Source organism: Oceanibaculum sp. (assembly GCF_022449305.1).
GTDB classification, from domain to species: domain Bacteria; phylum Pseudomonadota; class Alphaproteobacteria; order Oceanibaculales; family Oceanibaculaceae; genus Oceanibaculum; species Oceanibaculum indicum.
Window position 1 is genome coordinate 53,810 of the sequence record NZ_JAKUSO010000010.1, and the last position, 15,185, is coordinate 68,994.

The following is a 15,185-nucleotide window of genomic DNA, read 5'->3' on the forward strand; positions in this document are numbered from 1 at the left end:
CGTGCTTGACGGCGGGCGCGTCCTGGGCTGTCTTGGCGCGAAACCGCGCGAGGACACAATGACTGATACCAAGAGCTGGGCCGAGATCACCGCCGACATCCTGCTGGACATCAAGGCGATCCACATCCGCCCGGAGGAACCCTTCACCTTCACCTCCGGCCGGCTCAGCCCGGTCTATGTCGATTGCCGCAAGATCATCAGCTTCCCGCGCGCCCGCGCCAAGCTGATGGACATGGGCGTGGAGAAGATGGGCCGCATTGCCGGCTTCGAGGGCTTTGACGCGGTGGCCGGCGGCGAGACGGCGGGTATCCCCTTCGCCGCCTGGATCGCCGAACGGATGGGCCTGCCGATGCTCTATGTTCGCAAGAAACCCAAAGGCTTCGGGCGCAATGCTCAGATCGAAGGTGAAATCAGAGAAGGCCAGCGCGTGCTGCTGGTGGAAGACCTTGCGACCGATGGCGGCAGCAAGCTGAACTTCGTCGAGGCGCTGCGCACTGCCGGGGCCGAGGTGGCGCACTGCTTCGTCGTGTTCCATTACGGCGTGTTCCCGGAAGGGGTCGCCAAGCTGACCGAGCAGGGCGTGGCCCTGCACGAGCTGGCGACCTGGGCCGATGTGCTGCTGGCCGCCGAGCGGCGCGGCTACACCAAGGACCAGCTCGACCAGGTGCGCAGCTTCCTGAAGGACCCGGACGGCTGGGCGGAAAACCGCGCGAAGGGGTGAGCCCAAGGGGCGAGAGTATGCCCCCGATGTCCTTCGAGACGCCTGCTAACGCAGACTCCTCAGGACGAGGGGAGCACAGGAACTCCGACAGAGCCTTCTGGTGACCTCATGCTGAGGAGCCGGCTGGAAGCCGGCGTCTCGAAGCATAGGGCAGCGCAATGAACCGCCCCTGCCGCCAGGCGCGCTGATACTCGCCATCTCCTCCGCCCGTCACCCCCGGCCTTGTGCCGGGGGTCCAGGCTTCCACCTGCTGGATGGTCGGATCAAGTCCGACCATGACGAGGGAAATGTATGAGCGCTTATTCAAAAAATACCCGCCGAAGTTAGTACGCGCCCCTGTCGCGCCGGATCACGGCTGCTATACTCCTTCACATGCAAGAAGATAAGGATGGCAGCGAAGGAATGGCGATGAAGCGGCTGATAAGTCTCGGTTTTCTGGCGCTGTTCGCGCTCTGCCTGACGGTCAGCGGACCGGCGGCGCAGGCGAAGCCGAAGGACGAGCTGGTCATCGGCATCACGCAGTTTCCCTCCACGCTGAACCCGCTGATCGACGCCATGATGGCGAAGTCCTACGTGCTGGGCATGGCGCGGCGGCCGATCACCACCTATGGCCCGGATTGGCAGCTGATGTGCATGCTCTGCACCGGCCTGCCGACCATCGAGAATGGCGGCGCCGTCCCCTTCGCTCTCGACAAGCCGAACGATGCCGGCGGCACCCAGGGCATCCGCCTCACCTACACGCTGCACCCTAACGCCAAATGGGGCGACGGCACGCCGGTCACGACGAAGGATGTGATCTTCACCTGGACGGTGGGAAAGACACCGCAGAGCGGCGTCGCCAACCAGGAGACCTTCCGCCGTATCCTCGATATCGAGGCGAAAGACGACAAAACTTTCACCCTCACCCTCGACCGGCTGTCGTTCAACTACAACGCCATCAACGGGCTGGATTTGCTGCCGGCCCATCTGGAGGAAACGCCGATGGCGGAGCCGGCGGAATATCGCCGCCGCACGCTGTACGACACCAACCCGACCAATCCCGGCCTGTATAACGGCCCCTACCGCGTCACCCAGGTTGCCCCCGGCAGCCACATCACGCTGGAGCGCAACCCGCACTGGTGGGGCAAGACGCCGCATTTCAGCCGCATCGTCGTCCGCGTCATCGAGAATACGGCGGCGCTGGAGGCCAATCTGCTGGCCGGCGACATCGACTATATCTCCGGCGAGCTTGGTCTGCCGCTGGACCAGGCGCTGGCCTTCGAGAAACGCCATGGCGAGCGGTTCAAGATCGCCTACAAGCCCGGCCTGATCTACGAACATATCGATCTGATGCTGGACAATCCGGTGCTGGCAGATATCCGCGTGCGCCGGGCACTGATCCACGCCATAGACCGGCAGGCCATCGACCGCCAGCTGTTCGGCGGCAAGCAACCGGTCGCCCATTCCAATGTGAACCCGCTGGACTGGGTACATGATGCGGCCACGCCAACCTATGCCTATGACCCGAAGCTGGCGGCAGCCCTGCTCGACGAGGCCGGCTGGACGCGCGGCGCCGGCGGCATCCGCCAGAACGCCAAGGGCGAGAAGCTGACGCTGGAGTTCATGACCACGGCGGGCAACCGGACGCGGGAGCTGGTGCAGCAGGCGCTGCAGGCGCAATGGCGGCAGGCGGGCGTGGATATCCGCATCCGCAACGAGCCGGCCCGCGTGTTCTTCGGCGAGACGGTGACGAAGCGGAAATTCACCGGCCTTGCCATGTATGCATGGATCAGCGCGCCGGAATCGGTGCCGCGCACCACGCTGCATTCCTCGCAGATTCCGAGTGCCGAGAATGGCTGGAGCGGCCAGAACAATCCCGGCTTCCGCAATGAAGAGATGGACCGCCTCATCGACCGGCTGGAGGTCGAGCTGGAGCGCGAGAAGCGCCGGCCCATGTGGTCGCGGCTGCAGGAAATCTACGCCACCGAGTTGCCGGTCATCCCGCTCTATTTCCGCTCCGACGCCTATGTGATGCCGCGCTGGCTGGAGGGCATCACCCCGACCGGCCACCAGTACCCGACGACGCTGTGGGTCGAGCAATGGCGCGCGGCGGAGTGACCCGCCCCCACCTGCCGGCCCGCTGATGCAGGCCTATATCGTCCGGCGGCTGCTGCAGGGCATCGGCGTTCTGATCGTCATGTCCTTCATCATCTATGGATTGCTGGGGCTGATGCCGGGCGACCCCATCGACCTGATGATCCAGGCCGACCCGAACCTGACCAGCGCCGACATCGCCCGGCTGAAGGCGCTGTACGGGCTGGATCGGCCGATCCTGGAGCGCTATGCCAACTGGGCCTCAGCAGCGCTGAGCGGCGATTTCGGCTACTCCCGGCAATTCTCCCGGCCGGTGCTGGAAGTGCTGGTGCCGCGCCTCGGCAACACGCTGCTGCTTATGGGGGCCAGCTTCGTGCTGGCCATAGCCATCGCCCTGCCGCTGGGCGTGCTGGCGGCCAGCCGGCCGGGCTCGCTAGCCGACCGCATCGTGAACCTGTTCTGCTTCGCCGGCATCTCCGTCCCGCCCTTCTGGCTGGCGCTGCTGCTGATCATGCTGTTCGCCGTCACGCTGGGCTGGCTGCCGGCGGGCGGTGCCGCGCCTGCGGGCATGGAGAATCCCGGCCTTGCCGACCGGCTGCCCTATCTGGTGCTGCCAGTCATCACCCTGACGCTGGCCAGCCTTGCCGGCCTCACGCGCTATCTGCGGGCGTCCCTGATCGAGGCGATGCGCGAGGATTATATCCGCACCGCCCGCGCCAAGGGCGCCGGCGAGGCGCGCGTGCTGTGGCGGCACGGCGTGCGCAACGCGCTGATCCCGGTGGTCACCATCCTGGCGCTGGATTTCGGCACCCTGTTCTCCGGCGCGCTGATCACCGAGACCATGTTCGCCCAGCCCGGCATGGGCAAGCTGATCTACGACGCGATCATGAACAATGACTATAATCTGGCGCTGGTCGGGCTGCTGTTCGCGACGCTGGTGACGCTGCTGGCAAACCTCGCCGCCGATATCGGCTATGCGAAGCTGGACCCCCGGATTTCCTACGCATGAGTGCCGATACCTCACTCGCCCCGGCCATGGAACGCCCGGCGGTGCTGGTCTGGCGGCGCTTCCGCCGGCACCGGCTGGCGCTGGCCAGCCTTGCGCTGCTGATCCTGCTGGCCATCCTCGCGCTGGCTGCCCCGCTGATCGAGCGGGCACTGGGGCTGGACGCGGCGGCGGTAAATCTGTTCGGCCGGCTGGCTCCACCCTCCTCCGAGCACTGGCTGGGCACGGACGAGCTGGGCCGCGATCTGCTGCTGCGGCTGCTCTATGGCGCGCGGGTATCACTGTTCGTCGGCATCGTCGCGGCGCTGATGGCGGCCAGCATCGGCGCGGTGCTGGGCGTTGCCGCCGGCTATCTGGGCGGGCGGCTGGACGCCGTGCTGATGCGGCTGGCGGACGGGGTGATCTCGCTGCCCATGCTGCCGCTGCTGATCGTGCTGGCGGCCATCGATCCGGCCAAGCTGGGCCTGCCGGACAGCGTGGCGCAGTCGGAGCATCTCAGCCTCTACCGCATCGTCGCCATCATCGCACTGGTCGGCTGGACGACCACGGCGCGGCTGGTGCGCGGCGCCACCCTGTCGCTGAAGGAACGCGCCTTCGTGGAGGCGGCGCGTGCGCAGGGCGCCACGGCGGCGCGCATCATGTTCCGCCATATCCTGCCAAACGCACTGTCGCCGCTGCTGGTCGCCACCACCCTGTCGGTCGGCAATGTGATCCTGCTGGAATCGGTGTTGAGCTTCCTGGGCCTCGGCATCCAGCCGCCGGTGGCGAGCTGGGGCGCCATGCTGACCGGCGCGCAGGAAACGCTATGGCAGCGCACGGCGCTCGCCCTCTACCCCGGCCTGCTGATCTTTCTGACCGTCATCGCCTTCAACTTCCTGGGCGACGGGCTGCAGGACGCCTTCGACCCCCGGGCCGGACGAGGTGGCGGACGAGGCGCTGGAAGAGGCGTCGTTCGCCGCTGAGCGTTCGGCCATGCGGGCCTCTTTCCGGACACGGGCACCGGCCAGCATCTCCCGCCAGCGCTTGCGGCGCCGGCCGCGCATCAGGTTGCGGCCCCACAGCAGCAGGCCGATGCCGGCGATACCGCCCAGAATGTAGAATTCGTACTGCTTGATCTCGGCCAGGTACATCTGGAACACCTCGCCGAACAGATAGCCCAGCAGGCCGACGGCAATCGCCCAGATGAAGGCCGCGATCAGGTTCAGCGGCATGAAGCGCATCGGGCTGATGCCGCTCATCCCGATGACGAAGGGGCTGACCGAGCGCACGCCATAGATGAAGCGGAAGCTGAGGATGAAGATGACGTCGTACTTGTGCAGCAGCGCCATCGCCTTGGCCGAGCGCTCGCGCCAGCGCGGGCGCTTGTCGAGCAGGCGAACACCCCAGCGCCGGCCGATGAAATAGTAGAGCTGGTCGCCAAGGAAGGTGCCGACGAAGGCCGCCAGCATCACATAGGGAAGTTCCAGATAGCCACGATGCGCCGCGAAGCCGCCCAGAACCAGGATGGTCTCGCCCTCGAAGAATGTCCCGACGAAAACCGCGAGATAACCGTATTTCGCGATCATTTCCGAAAGCATGGGGGCGGGCCTGTCCTGGAGAGTGCGTGGTGAAGATATGCGCCCGCCATTCTTAAAATCCAATTAATTCAGTCGATGGCAACCAACGGGCGCTCTTCTTCTATAACGCGCCCAGCGCCCGCTTGTTCGCATCGCCGCTCTGCGCTTCAATGGCAGCCATGAAATCCGCCGCTTTCTTCCTTGCCCTTGTCCTGCTTGCCCTCGCCGCCTCCGACCGGCCGGCGCAGGCGCAGACTCCTGCGTCACCCGGTATCGGCGCCACCGGCAAGATCTGCTTCCTGCTGCGCAACCGCTCGCCGGTGACGCTCTATGGCCGCGTGGTGCTGCAATCGCGCGAGCGCTTCACCTTCCGGCTGGAGCGTAACCGGCAGGTCGAATCCTGCCTGGTCGGCACGACCTATGGCGGCAACCGCATCTCGCTGGTGCTGGTGAACTTCCTGGGGCTGCCGCTGTTCAACTGCTACACCACGACCAGCCATGCCATCGATATCAACGCGCGCCAGCAGGAAGAAGGCTGGCGCTACACGGCGGACTGCCGATAGGGAGAGAAACCATGGAATACCGCAATCTGGGCCGCAGCGGCCTGAAGGTCTCGCCGCTGTGCCTCGGCACCATGATGTTCGGCGGCCCGACGAACGAGGCGGATTCCGCCGCCATCATCGCCGATGCCCGTGACCGCGGCGTCAATTTCATCGATACTGCCGACGCCTATAATGAGGGCGAGTCGGAGCGTGTCGTCGGCCGCACCATCAAGGCCGACCGCGACTGCTGGGTACTGGCAACCAAGCTGGCCAACCCGATGGGGCCGGGCCCGAACGAACGCGGCCTGTCGCGGCGCTGGGTGCTGCAGGCAGCCGAGGCCAGCCTGAAGCGCCTCGGCACCGACCATATCGACATCCTGTACCTGCATAAGGAAGACCTGACGACACCGCTGGACGAGACCGTGCGCGCGATCGAGATGCTGGTGCGCGCCGGCAAGATTCGCCATTTCGGCCTGTCGAATTTCCGCTCCTGGCGGGTAGCAGAGATCTGCCGCCTGACCGGCGAGGCCGGCATCGACCGCCCGGTGGTCAGCCAGCCCTACTACAACGCCATGAACCGCATGCCGGAGGTCGAGCATCTGCCGGCCTGCAATCACTACGGGCTGGGCGTGGTGCCCTACAGCCCGCTGGCGCGCGGCATCCTGACCGGCAAGTACCTGCCGGATTCCCCGCCGCCGAACGACAGCCGCGCGGCACGCCAGGACAAGCGCATGATGCAGACCGAATGGCGGCGCGAATCCATGGTCATCGCGCAGACCCTGAAGGCCCATGCCGAGAAGAAGGGCACCACCGCCATCGGCTTCGCCGTCAACTGGGTGCTGAACAATCAGTTCGTCACCGCCACCATCGCCGGGCCGCGCACCATGGACCACTGGCTGGGCTATGTGGAGGCGCTGTCCTACCGCTTCGACGCCGAGGATGAGGCGCTGGTGGACAGTCTGGTGCCCATCGGCCACCCCTCCACGCCCGGCTACAGCGACCCCAGCTACCCCATCGAGGGCCGCGTGGTGCGGACGGGGGCATAATAACGCTTTTCGTCAGTAACGCTTGACGTTATTATGCTGAAGAGCTTTGCAATCGCGATGCGGAGTCAATCTGGCTGGGACACTTCGCCAGACGGCTGCCGACGGACATTCAGCGGATTGCCCGGCGCAAGCTGCGTATGCTGGATGCCGCGACGGCGCTTGAGGAATTGCGTGTTCCTCCCGGCAACCGGCTGGAAGCTCTGAAAGGTGACCGTGCCGGGCAGTACAGCATTCGCATCAACGATCAGTGGCGGATCTGTTTCGTCTGGGATGGCGATGGCGCGCGGGAGGTTGAGATTGTCGATTATCACGGCTGATAAACAGGCAGGCATGCTTCCCAATATTCATCCCGGGGAAGTGCTGCGCGAGGAATTTCTGACCCCGATGGGCCTGACCGCCTACCGGCTGGCCAAGGCCATCGGCGTGCCGCAGACCCGCCTGTCGGAAATCCTGCATGAGCGACGGGGCATCACCGCCGATACGGCGGCAAGACTGGGCCGCTATTTCGGCACCAGCCCGGCCTTCTGGATGAATTTGCAGGCACGCTACGATCTGGAACAGGTCGAGCGGGAAAAGGGGCCGGATATCGCCCGCATCGTTCCGCTCGACGCTGCGTGATCCAGCCCTGTTGCCCTACGCCGCCTTGCCCAGCGTGGTCTCGACCAGCTTCGCCCAGTAGCTGGCGCCGATCGGCAGCACGCCGTCATTGAAGTCGTAATGCGGGTTGTGCAGCATGCAGCCGCCCTCGGTCGAGCCATTGCCGATCCAGACATAGCTGCCCGGCTTCTGCTGCAGCATGAAGGCGAAATCCTCCGACCCCATGGAGGGCATCAGATCGTCATGCACATTGCCGTCGCCGACAACCTGGGCCGCGACCCTGGCCGCGATCTCGGTCTCCGGCGCGGTGTTGATCGTCGGCGGGTAGCGGCGCTCATACTTCACCGTGGCGGTCGCCCCCATAGTCTGGCAGATGCCGTCCACGATGCGGCGCATCGCCGGCTCGATGCTGTCCTGCACTTCCGGGCGGAAGCTGCGCGTGGTGCCGCGCAGCACCACCTCGTCCGGCAGCACATTGTAGGCGTCGCCGCCATGGATCTGCGTGACGCTGACCACCACCGCATCCAGCGGATGGGTGTTGCGGCTGGCGATGGTCTGCAGCGCGTTCACGATCTGCGAGGCGGTCACCACCGAATCCACGCCCATATGCGGCATGGCGCCATGCGCGCCCTTGCCCTTCACGGTGATCTCGAAAATATCGAACGAGGCCATCATCGGCCCGGTGCGCACCGCCATCTTGCCGACATCGAGGCCGGGCCAGTTGTGCATGCCATAGACCTGCTCGACCGGGAACTTCTCGAACAGCCCGTCCTCCACCATGACCCGGCCGCCGCCCTCATTCTCTTCCGCCGGCTGGAAGATGAAATAGACCGTGCCGTCGAAATTCTTCGTCTCGGACAGGTACTTGGCCGCCCCCAGCAGCATGGTGGTGTGGCCGTCATGGCCGCACGCATGCATCTTGCCCTCATGCTGTGACTTGTGGTCGAAATCGTTCTTCTCGTGCACGTCCAGCGCATCCATGTCGGCACGCAGGCCGATGGCCCGGCCGGAGCCGTTGCCGCCCGTCAGCTTGCCGACAATGCCGGTGCCGGCGAGGCCGCGATGCACCTCGATGCCGAAGGATTCCAGCTTCTCCGCGACAAAGGCGCTGGTCTTGTGCTCCTCGAAGGCGGTTTCCGGGTGGGTGTGGATGTGATGCCGCCAGGCGGTCATCTCGTCCTGGAAGTCGGCGATACGGTTGATGATCGGCATGATCTGGCCCTCCCCAGTCTCTCTCGGATTACTCCGCCGCCATCGGGAAGGCGGAGACGCCACCCGGCCGGCGGTCGAGCGCGGCGATACCGTTCTTCAGCACCATGACATGATTCTCGGCGCGCGAAGCGGCCTTGATGTCACTGAGCGGATCGCCCTTCACCAGCAGCAGGTCGGCGGCCAGCCCCTCGGCGAGGGTGCCCCGATCGGACAACCGCATCAGGTCGGCGGCGTTCTTCGTGGAGATGGTGATGGAATCCATCGCGGAGATGCCGATCTCCGTCATGTATTCCAGCTCCTTCGCGTTCTCGCCATGCTTGTTGTAGGGCGTGCCGGCATCGGTGCCCATGGCGAGGTTGCCGCCCGCCTTGTAGAACATCAGAATCGACTGCTTGTGCCGTTCGGCCACGCGCGCTGCCTTCTCATAGGCATAGGGCGGCACGCCATTATCCTTGTTGGCGACGATATTGTTCACCGCTGCCAGGGTGGGCACAATGTAGGTGCCGCGCGGCAGCATCTCGTCGATGCATTGCTGCGTCAGGAAGATACCGTGCTCGATGGAATCGATCCCGCCGCGCACCGCGTTCAGGATGCCCTCCTCGCCCTGGGCGTGGCTGGCGCAGGTCTTGTGGAAGCGGTGCCCCTCGGCGATGCCGGCGGCCAGCTCCTCCGGCGAGTAATGCGCGTCCTCCGGGTTCACGCCTGGAGTCATCACACCGCCGGTGGCCATGATCTTGATGAGGTCGGAGCCGGCATGCACCTGCTCGCGCACCGCCTTCACCACATCGTCAACGCCGTCGGCGATGCGGCCATAGCGGTTGCCGTGACCGCCGGTCATGCAGATCATGCGGCCGGCGGCGCGGATCGTCGGGCCCAGCTGCTTGCCGGCATTGCAGGCATCGCGCACGCCGAATTCCAGATAATCCTTGCCACCGCAGTCGCGCACGGCGGTCACGCCGCCGCGCAGCGTGATCTGCGCATGCTCCAGCGCGCGGATGGCGATCTGGTCGGGCCGCGCGGTCTGCACGAAGATGCTGGGATTGCCCTCCGCCCCCATGCAGAGATGGACATGGCAGTCGATCAGGCCGGGCAGCAGGGTCATTCCCTTGGCGTCCACGGTCTGGCCAGCATAGCCGGCGAATTCACCCGCCGGGGCGATCCGGGCGATCTTGCCGCCCTCGACCATCAACCCGTGATCCTTCAGCGCCTTGCCGGCGCCGTCGATGATCTGCGCGCCCAGGAAAAGCATGCTCATATCCCTGTTCCTTCTTCTCTTAAATCGGCCATTTCAGACTAGGCCATAGCGTCCGGCAATGCCGCCCCAACAGCCGCAAGGCTGGGCTGCGGCATGTTCATATCCCCGGCTGCCTAGCCTCAGGCAGCCGTGGGGATACGGCCTTCCTCGACGCCGTGGCAGGCGATCTTTGCGCCGTCCGGCAGGGCGATGGCCTGCGGCGCCTCACGCTTGCAGCGGTCATTGGCGAAGGGGCAGCGTGGATGGAAGGCGCAGCCGCTGGGCGGGTTAATCGGGTTCGGCACCTCGCCCGCAACCGGCGCACGCTCCGCCCCCTTCATGTCCAGGTCGGGGATCGTGTCCAGCAGCAGCTTGGTATAGGGATGGCGCGGCTTGGCGAACAGCACGCGCGCCGGCGCCACCTCCACCAGCTTGCCCAGATACATCACGCCGACATGGTTCGACATGTGATAGACGACGGCAAGGTTGTGGCTGATGAACAGGTAGGTGAGGTTCAGCTCGCGCTGAAGTTCCTTCATCAGGTTCAGGATCTGCGCCTGCACCGAGACGTCCAGCGCCGAGGTCGGCTCATCGCACACCAGGAATTCCGGATTGCTGGCGAGCGCGCGGGCAATCGAGATGCGCTGGCGCTGGCCGCCGGAGAATTCGTGAGGATACTTCACGCCGTCCTTGGCCGACAGGCCAACGAAATTCAGCAGCTCCCCCACCCGCTTCTGGGTTTCCGCCTCGCCGGAGGTCAGCCCGAAGAAGCGCAGCGGCTCGGCGATGATGTCCACCACCCGCCAGCGCGGATTGAGCGAGGCATAGGGGTCCTGGAAGATCATCTGCATCTTGCGGCGCATCGGGGCCATCTGCTTGCGCGTCAGGCCGGCGATGTTCTGCCCCTCGAAGATCAGGTCGCCACGTGTCGGGGTATAGAGGCCGACCACGAGGCGCGCCACGGTGGATTTGCCGCACCCCGATTCGCCGACCAGCGAGAAGGTCTCACCGCGCGCGATCTCGAAATTCACCCCATCCACCGCCTTCAGCGTCTGGCGCGGCACGCCCTCGATGACGCGGTTCAGCAGCGGCGGCGACACGTCGAAATAGCGCGCCAGGTCACGGGCAGCCAGCACCGGGCCGGCATCGGCAGCCTGGGTTTTCAGGGCGGCGTTCTCAGCCATGGACCGCCTCCTTCTCGTACAGCCAGCAGGCCACGTCCGTCTTCTCCACGGCAATCAGCTCCGGCCGCTCGACGCGGCATTTGTCGAACACCTTGGGGCAGCGCGGGTTGAAGGCGCAGCCCTGCGGGATGTCGGTCAGGCGCGGCATGGCGCCATCGATCTGGGTCAGCTGCTCGATATCGTGGCCGATCATCGGGATCGAGCCCATCAACCCATGCGTATAGGGGTGCTTGGCGCGCTTGATGACGTCCTTCACCGGGCCAATCTCGGCAATGCGGCCGGCATACATGACCGCCACCCGGTCCGCCGTCTCCGCGATCACGCCCATATCGTGGGTGACCAGCATGACCGCCGTGCCATGCTCCCGGCACAGCCGCTTCAGCAGCGCGATGATCTGCGCCTGGATCGACACGTCCAGCGCCGTGGTCGGCTCGTCGGCGATCACCAGCGTCGGGTTCACCGCCAGTGCCAGCGCAATCACCACACGCTGCCGCATGCCGCCGGAGAACTGGTGCGGGTAATGGTCGATGCGGCGTTCCGGCGCCGGGATGCCGACATCGGACAACAGCTCGATGGCACGGTCGCGCGCCTGCTTGTCCGTCATGTCGGTATGGGTCTGGATCGTCTCGGTCAGCTGCCGCCCCACGGAATAGAGCGGGTTCAGGCTGGTCAGCGGATCCTGGAAGATGGCGCCGATCTTGCGGCCGCGGATCTTGCGCATCTCCTCATAGGGCAGATTGTCGATCCGCCTTCCATCCAGCGTGATGCTGCCGGCCGCGATGCGGCCCGGCGGCTCCAGCAGGCCGATGACAGCGGCGCCGGTCAGTGACTTGCCGGCACCGGATTCGCCGACCACGCCCAGCACCTCGCCGGGCATGATGTCGAAGCTGATGCCATCGACGGCGGTGAGGATACCGCGCCGGGTCGGGAACTCGATTTTCAGATCGCGGACCTGGAGCAGCGGCTTGTCGGTGCTCTGGGGCATTTCCGGCATGTCCTATCGCAGCTTCGGGTTAAGGGCGTCGCGCAGCCAGTCGCCCAGCAGGTTCACGGCCAGCACCAGGATCACCAGTGCCGCGCCGGGGAAGATGGTCATCCACCATTCGCCGGAGAACAGGAAGTCGTTGCCGATGCGGATCAGCGTGCCCAGTGAGGGCTGGGTCGGCGGCACGCCGACGCCCAGGAAGGACAGCGTCGCCTCGGTCAGGATGGCGATGGCCAGGCTGATGGTGGCGATGACCAGCACCGGACTCATCACGTTCGGCAGCACATGCCGGATCAGGATGAGGGCCGGATGCAGGCCGATCACGCGGGCCGCCTGCACATATTCCTTGTTCTTCTCGACCAGGCACGATCCGCGCACGGTACGCGCGAACTGCACCCAGTTGGCAAAGGCGATGGCCAGCACAAGGATGACGAGGGCGATCTCCTCATGCATGCCGCGCGGCAGCAGAGAGCGGGTGAAGCCGTCGATCAGCAGCACGATCAGGATGGCCGGGAAGCTGAGCTGCACATCGGCGATGCGCATGATGACGGCATCGGTGACGCCGCCGAAATAGCCGGCGACGAGGCCCAGCACGATGCCCATCACCATCGCCAGGATGACCGACAGGAAGCCCACCGTCAGCGACACGCGCGCGCCGAACATGATGGTGGAGAACACGTCGCGACCCTGATCGTCGGTGCCCAGCAGGTAGCTGGGGTCTCCCCCTGCCTCCCACACTGGCGGCCGGAAGGCATCCATCAGGTTCAGCGTAACCACGTCATAGGTGTTGTGCGGCGCAATCCAGGGGGCCAGGAAGGCCAGCAGGAAGAACAGCATCGTCACCACGAAGGCGACGATCACGACGGGTGAGCGCTTGAAGCTGTAGAACACATCGCCATCGAAGAAACGGCGCGCACCGTCGCTGATGCGGAACCACAGGCTGCGGGCGGCGCCGAGATCGTCGGTCATATTGGTATCGGCCATGGTTTGCCCTCCCTCAATGCCCGCCGCGCTCGACGCGCAGGCGCGGATCGACGACGTAATAGAGCATATCGACCATCAGGTTGATGACCACGAAGATGAAGGCGACCAGGCAGAGATAGGCCGCCATGACGGGAATATCGACGAACTGGATCGCCTGCAGGAACAGCAATCCCATGCCGGGCCACTGGAACACCGTCTCGGTGATGATGGCGAAGGCGATCAGCGAGCCGATCTGCAGGCCAGTGATGGTGATGACCGGCACCATCGTGTTCTTCAGCGCATGGCCGAAATTCACCGCCCGGTTGGAAAGGCCGCGGGCGCGCGCGAACTTGATGTAGTCGGTGCGCAGCACCTCCATCATCTCGGCGCGCACCAGGCGCATGATCAGCGTCAGCTGGAACAGGCACAGCGTGATCGACGGCATGATCAGCGCCTGCCAGCCACCGACGGTGAGGAAATTGGTCGTCCACCAGCCCAGATCGACCGTCGGCCCGCGCCCGAAGGAGGGCAGCCAGCCAAGCCAGACCGCGAAGATCAGGATGAGGATGATGCCGATCAGGAAGGTCGGCAGGGAAATGCCTATGAGCGAGGCTGTCAGCAATATCTTGCTGATCGTTCCGTGGCGGTGCAGGCCGGTATAGACGCCCAGCGGCACGCCGATGGCCAGGGCCAGCACGGCGGCGACGAACACCAGCTCCAGCGTCGCCGGCAGGCGCGTGGCGATGACATCCGAGACCGGGCGGCTCAGCCGGTAGGAGACGCCGAAATCGCCCTGCACGGCATTGCCGACGAAACGGGCGAACTGGATCGGGAATGGCTGGTCGAGCCCGAGTTCCCTGCGCAATTCCTCGCGCTGCTCGGCGGTCGCCTCCTGACCCATCATGTTGTTGACCGGGTCGCCGACGAAATTGAACAGCGAGAAGGAGATGAACGCCACCGCCAGCATCACGAAAAGTGACTGGAGCAGACGTCGGATGATGAAAGCGAACATTTCGCCGTGCCTGAAAAACGGAGCTGGGTCGGCCGCCGAAAGAGCGACGGCCCGGACCGTGGGAGGTCCGGGCCGTACTACTCCCGGCTGGCGCCTTACTTCATGGTGACGTAGCGGATGTCCACGTCGTTCTGCGGACGCTGCTTCACCTCGGCGACGGTGTTGGCGACGCCCCAGGCAAGCGCCTGCTGATGCAGCGGCAGGTGGCCGAAGTCTTCCTTATGGATCTTCATGGCCTCGCTGATCATAGCGTTGCGCTTTTCCTGGTTGGTCTCGACCCGGATCAGGTCGGTCAGTTCCTCAACACGCGGGTTGGTGTAACGGCCCGAGTTCCAGGTGCCCTGGCCCTTGCCGTCCAGCGTGATGATGTTCTCCAGCAGGTTCAGCGCGTCGTAGCTGCCCGGCGTCCAGCCCAGCATGTAGAAGCTGGTGTTCCAGTTCTGCTTGGCGCCGATCTTGTCGAAATGCAGCGACTTGGTCTGGGCGTTCAGCTTGATGTCGATCCCGATGCGCTTCAGCATCGGCACGACGGCCAGACAGATCGCCTCGTCGTTCACATAACGGTCGTTCGGGCAATCCAGCGTGACCGGGAAGCCGTTCGGATAGCCGGCTTCCGCCAGCAGCTTCTTGGCCGCTTCCGGATCATACGGGTAGCGGTCGTTCAGCGCCTTGTCGAAGCCGTTGATGCCCGGGGCAATCATCAGCGCCGTATTGGCCGAGGCGCCGCGCATCACGACGCGCTTGATCGCTTCCATGTCCACGGCCTGGTAGAAGGCCTGACGGACCTTCTTGTCCTTGAACGGGTTCTTGCCGGTGCCCGGCATGTCGAGCAGCTCGTCACGATGCTGGTCGAAGCCCAGGAAGATGGTGCGCAGCTCCGGCCCCTGCAGGACCTTGGCGCTGCTGGAGCTGTCGATGCGCTTCACGTCCTGCAGCGGCACCGGGTACATCAGGTCGATCTCGCCAGACAGCAGCGCGGCCACGCGGGTCGCGTCATTACCGATCGGGGTGAAGATGGCCTTGGTCAGCTTGTGGCTCGGCATGCCCCACCATC

At 65.1% G+C, this 15,185-nt stretch carries 14 protein-coding genes and 2 pseudogenes; 8 read left to right on the plus strand and 8 right to left on the minus strand.

Translation table 11 applies throughout. The annotated features are described in order from the left end of the window. Nucleotides 1-58 precede the first annotated feature (58 nt). The 4 genes from MK313_RS05440 (at nt 59) to MK313_RS05455 (ending at nt 4,762) form a co-directional block, all read left to right on the plus strand. Nucleotides 59-721: an orotate phosphoribosyltransferase gene (locus MK313_RS05440; protein WP_121217339.1), complete on the plus strand. Its 663-nt coding sequence runs from the start codon at nt 59-61 to the stop codon at nt 719-721. A gap of 408 nt (nt 722-1,129) precedes the next feature. Then, a complete protein-coding gene (locus tag MK313_RS05445) occupies nt 1,130-2,818 on the plus strand; it encodes a peptide ABC transporter substrate-binding protein (RefSeq protein ID WP_287780386.1) in 1,689 nt (562 codons plus the stop codon). A 25-nt stretch (nt 2,819-2,843) separates the two neighbouring features. After that, on the plus strand, nt 2,844-3,803 hold the full coding sequence (locus MK313_RS05450) for an ABC transporter permease (RefSeq protein ID WP_287780387.1): 960 nt from the start codon (nt 2,844-2,846) through the stop codon (nt 3,801-3,803). Next, nucleotides 3,800-4,762 carry an ABC transporter permease gene (locus MK313_RS05455; RefSeq protein ID WP_287780388.1) on the plus strand — a complete coding sequence of 321 codons (963 nt, stop codon included), beginning with the start codon at nt 3,800-3,802 and terminating at the stop codon, nt 4,760-4,762. The genes MK313_RS05450 and MK313_RS05455 overlap by 4 nt, the downstream gene beginning before the upstream one ends. 201 nt (nt 4,763-4,963) lie before the next feature. Here MK313_RS05455 and MK313_RS05460 read toward each other — a convergent pair. Beyond that, a pseudogene (locus MK313_RS05460) lies at nt 4,964-5,377 on the minus strand (DedA family protein); the annotation flags it as partial. Between the two features lie 158 nt (nt 5,378-5,535). Between MK313_RS05460 and MK313_RS05465 the strand changes: the two are divergent. From MK313_RS05465 to MK313_RS05480, 4 genes and pseudogenes are all read left to right on the plus strand, one after another. Further along, the gene (locus tag MK313_RS05465; RefSeq protein ID WP_287780389.1) at nt 5,536-5,919 is read left to right on the plus strand and encodes a hypothetical protein; all 384 of its coding nucleotides are present in this window, start codon (nt 5,536-5,538) and stop codon (nt 5,917-5,919) included. Between the two features lie 11 nt (nt 5,920-5,930). After that, entirely contained in the window at nt 5,931-6,944 is a 1,014-nt protein-coding gene (locus MK313_RS05470) for an aldo/keto reductase (RefSeq protein ID WP_287780390.1), read from the plus strand. A gap of 33 nt (nt 6,945-6,977) precedes the next feature. Further along, nucleotides 6,978-7,261 (plus strand): annotated as a pseudogene (locus tag MK313_RS05475) (type II toxin-antitoxin system RelE/ParE family toxin). Nucleotides 7,262-7,274: 13 nt separating this feature from the next. Next, nucleotides 7,275-7,562: a HigA family addiction module antitoxin gene (locus tag MK313_RS05480; protein WP_287780391.1), complete on the plus strand. Its 288-nt coding sequence runs from the start codon at nt 7,275-7,277 to the stop codon at nt 7,560-7,562. A gap of 15 nt (nt 7,563-7,577) precedes the next feature. On the opposite strand, the gene MK313_RS05485 is transcribed toward MK313_RS05480, so the two are convergent. From MK313_RS05485 to MK313_RS05515, 7 genes are all read right to left on the minus strand, one after another. Further along, the gene (locus tag MK313_RS05485) at nt 7,578-8,753 is read right to left on the minus strand and encodes a M20 aminoacylase family protein (RefSeq protein WP_287780392.1); all 1,176 of its coding nucleotides are present in this window, start codon (nt 8,751-8,753) and stop codon (nt 7,578-7,580) included. Nucleotides 8,754-8,781: 28 nt separating this feature from the next. Beyond that, a complete protein-coding gene (locus MK313_RS05490) occupies nt 8,782-10,008 on the minus strand; it encodes a metal-dependent hydrolase family protein (RefSeq protein ID WP_287780393.1) in 1,227 nt (408 codons plus the stop codon). Between the two features lie 119 nt (nt 10,009-10,127). Further along, nucleotides 10,128-11,171 carry an ABC transporter ATP-binding protein gene (locus tag MK313_RS05495; protein WP_287780394.1) on the minus strand — a complete coding sequence of 348 codons (1,044 nt, stop codon included), beginning with the start codon at nt 11,169-11,171 and terminating at the stop codon, nt 10,128-10,130. Next, nucleotides 11,164-12,156, minus strand: coding sequence for an ABC transporter ATP-binding protein (locus MK313_RS05500; protein ID WP_237740191.1), 993 nt, complete (start codon nt 12,154-12,156; stop codon nt 11,164-11,166). The genes MK313_RS05495 and MK313_RS05500 overlap by 8 nt, the downstream gene beginning before the upstream one ends. Nucleotides 12,157-12,168: 12 nt before the next feature. Continuing rightward, nucleotides 12,169-13,140: an ABC transporter permease gene (locus MK313_RS05505; RefSeq protein ID WP_008944861.1), complete on the minus strand. Its 972-nt coding sequence runs from the start codon at nt 13,138-13,140 to the stop codon at nt 12,169-12,171. Between the two features lie 13 nt (nt 13,141-13,153). Then, nucleotides 13,154-14,131: an ABC transporter permease gene (locus tag MK313_RS05510; protein WP_008944860.1), complete on the minus strand. Its 978-nt coding sequence runs from the start codon at nt 14,129-14,131 to the stop codon at nt 13,154-13,156. A 95-nt stretch (nt 14,132-14,226) separates the two neighbouring features. Beyond that, nucleotides 14,227-15,185: ABC transporter substrate-binding protein (locus tag MK313_RS05515; protein WP_287780395.1), on the minus strand; the 959-nt coding region annotated here is incomplete at its 5' end.

Excerpts from the sequence above, each read along its gene's own strand:
- MK313_RS05480 (WP_287780391.1), top strand. The coding sequence starts at position 7,275 with ATGCTTCCCAATATTCATCCCGGGGAAGTGCTGCGCGAGGAATTTCTG.
- MK313_RS05445 (WP_287780386.1), top strand. The coding sequence starts at position 1,130 with ATGAAGCGGCTGATAAGTCTCGGTTTTCTGGCGCTGTTCGCGCTCTGC.
- MK313_RS05455 (WP_287780388.1), top strand. The coding sequence starts at position 3,800 with ATGAGTGCCGATACCTCACTCGCCCCGGCCATGGAACGCCCGGCGGTG.
- MK313_RS05465 (WP_287780389.1), top strand. The coding sequence starts at position 5,536 with ATGAAATCCGCCGCTTTCTTCCTTGCCCTTGTCCTGCTTGCCCTCGCC.
- MK313_RS05505 (WP_008944861.1), bottom strand. The coding sequence starts at position 13,140 with ATGGCCGATACCAATATGACCGACGATCTCGGCGCCGCCCGCAGCCTG.
- MK313_RS05485 (WP_287780392.1), bottom strand. The coding sequence starts at position 8,753 with ATGCCGATCATCAACCGTATCGCCGACTTCCAGGACGAGATGACCGCC.
- MK313_RS05500 (WP_237740191.1), bottom strand. The coding sequence starts at position 12,156 with ATGCCCCAGAGCACCGACAAGCCGCTGCTCCAGGTCCGCGATCTGAAA.
- MK313_RS05470 (WP_287780390.1), top strand. The coding sequence starts at position 5,931 with ATGGAATACCGCAATCTGGGCCGCAGCGGCCTGAAGGTCTCGCCGCTG.
- MK313_RS05450 (WP_287780387.1), top strand. The coding sequence starts at position 2,844 with ATGCAGGCCTATATCGTCCGGCGGCTGCTGCAGGGCATCGGCGTTCTG.
- MK313_RS05490 (WP_287780393.1), bottom strand. The coding sequence starts at position 10,008 with ATGAGCATGCTTTTCCTGGGCGCGCAGATCATCGACGGCGCCGGCAAG.
- MK313_RS05495 (WP_287780394.1), bottom strand. The coding sequence starts at position 11,171 with ATGGCTGAGAACGCCGCCCTGAAAACCCAGGCTGCCGATGCCGGCCCG.
- MK313_RS05510 (WP_008944860.1), bottom strand. The coding sequence starts at position 14,131 with ATGTTCGCTTTCATCATCCGACGTCTGCTCCAGTCACTTTTCGTGATG.
- MK313_RS05440 (WP_121217339.1), top strand. The coding sequence starts at position 59 with ATGACTGATACCAAGAGCTGGGCCGAGATCACCGCCGACATCCTGCTG.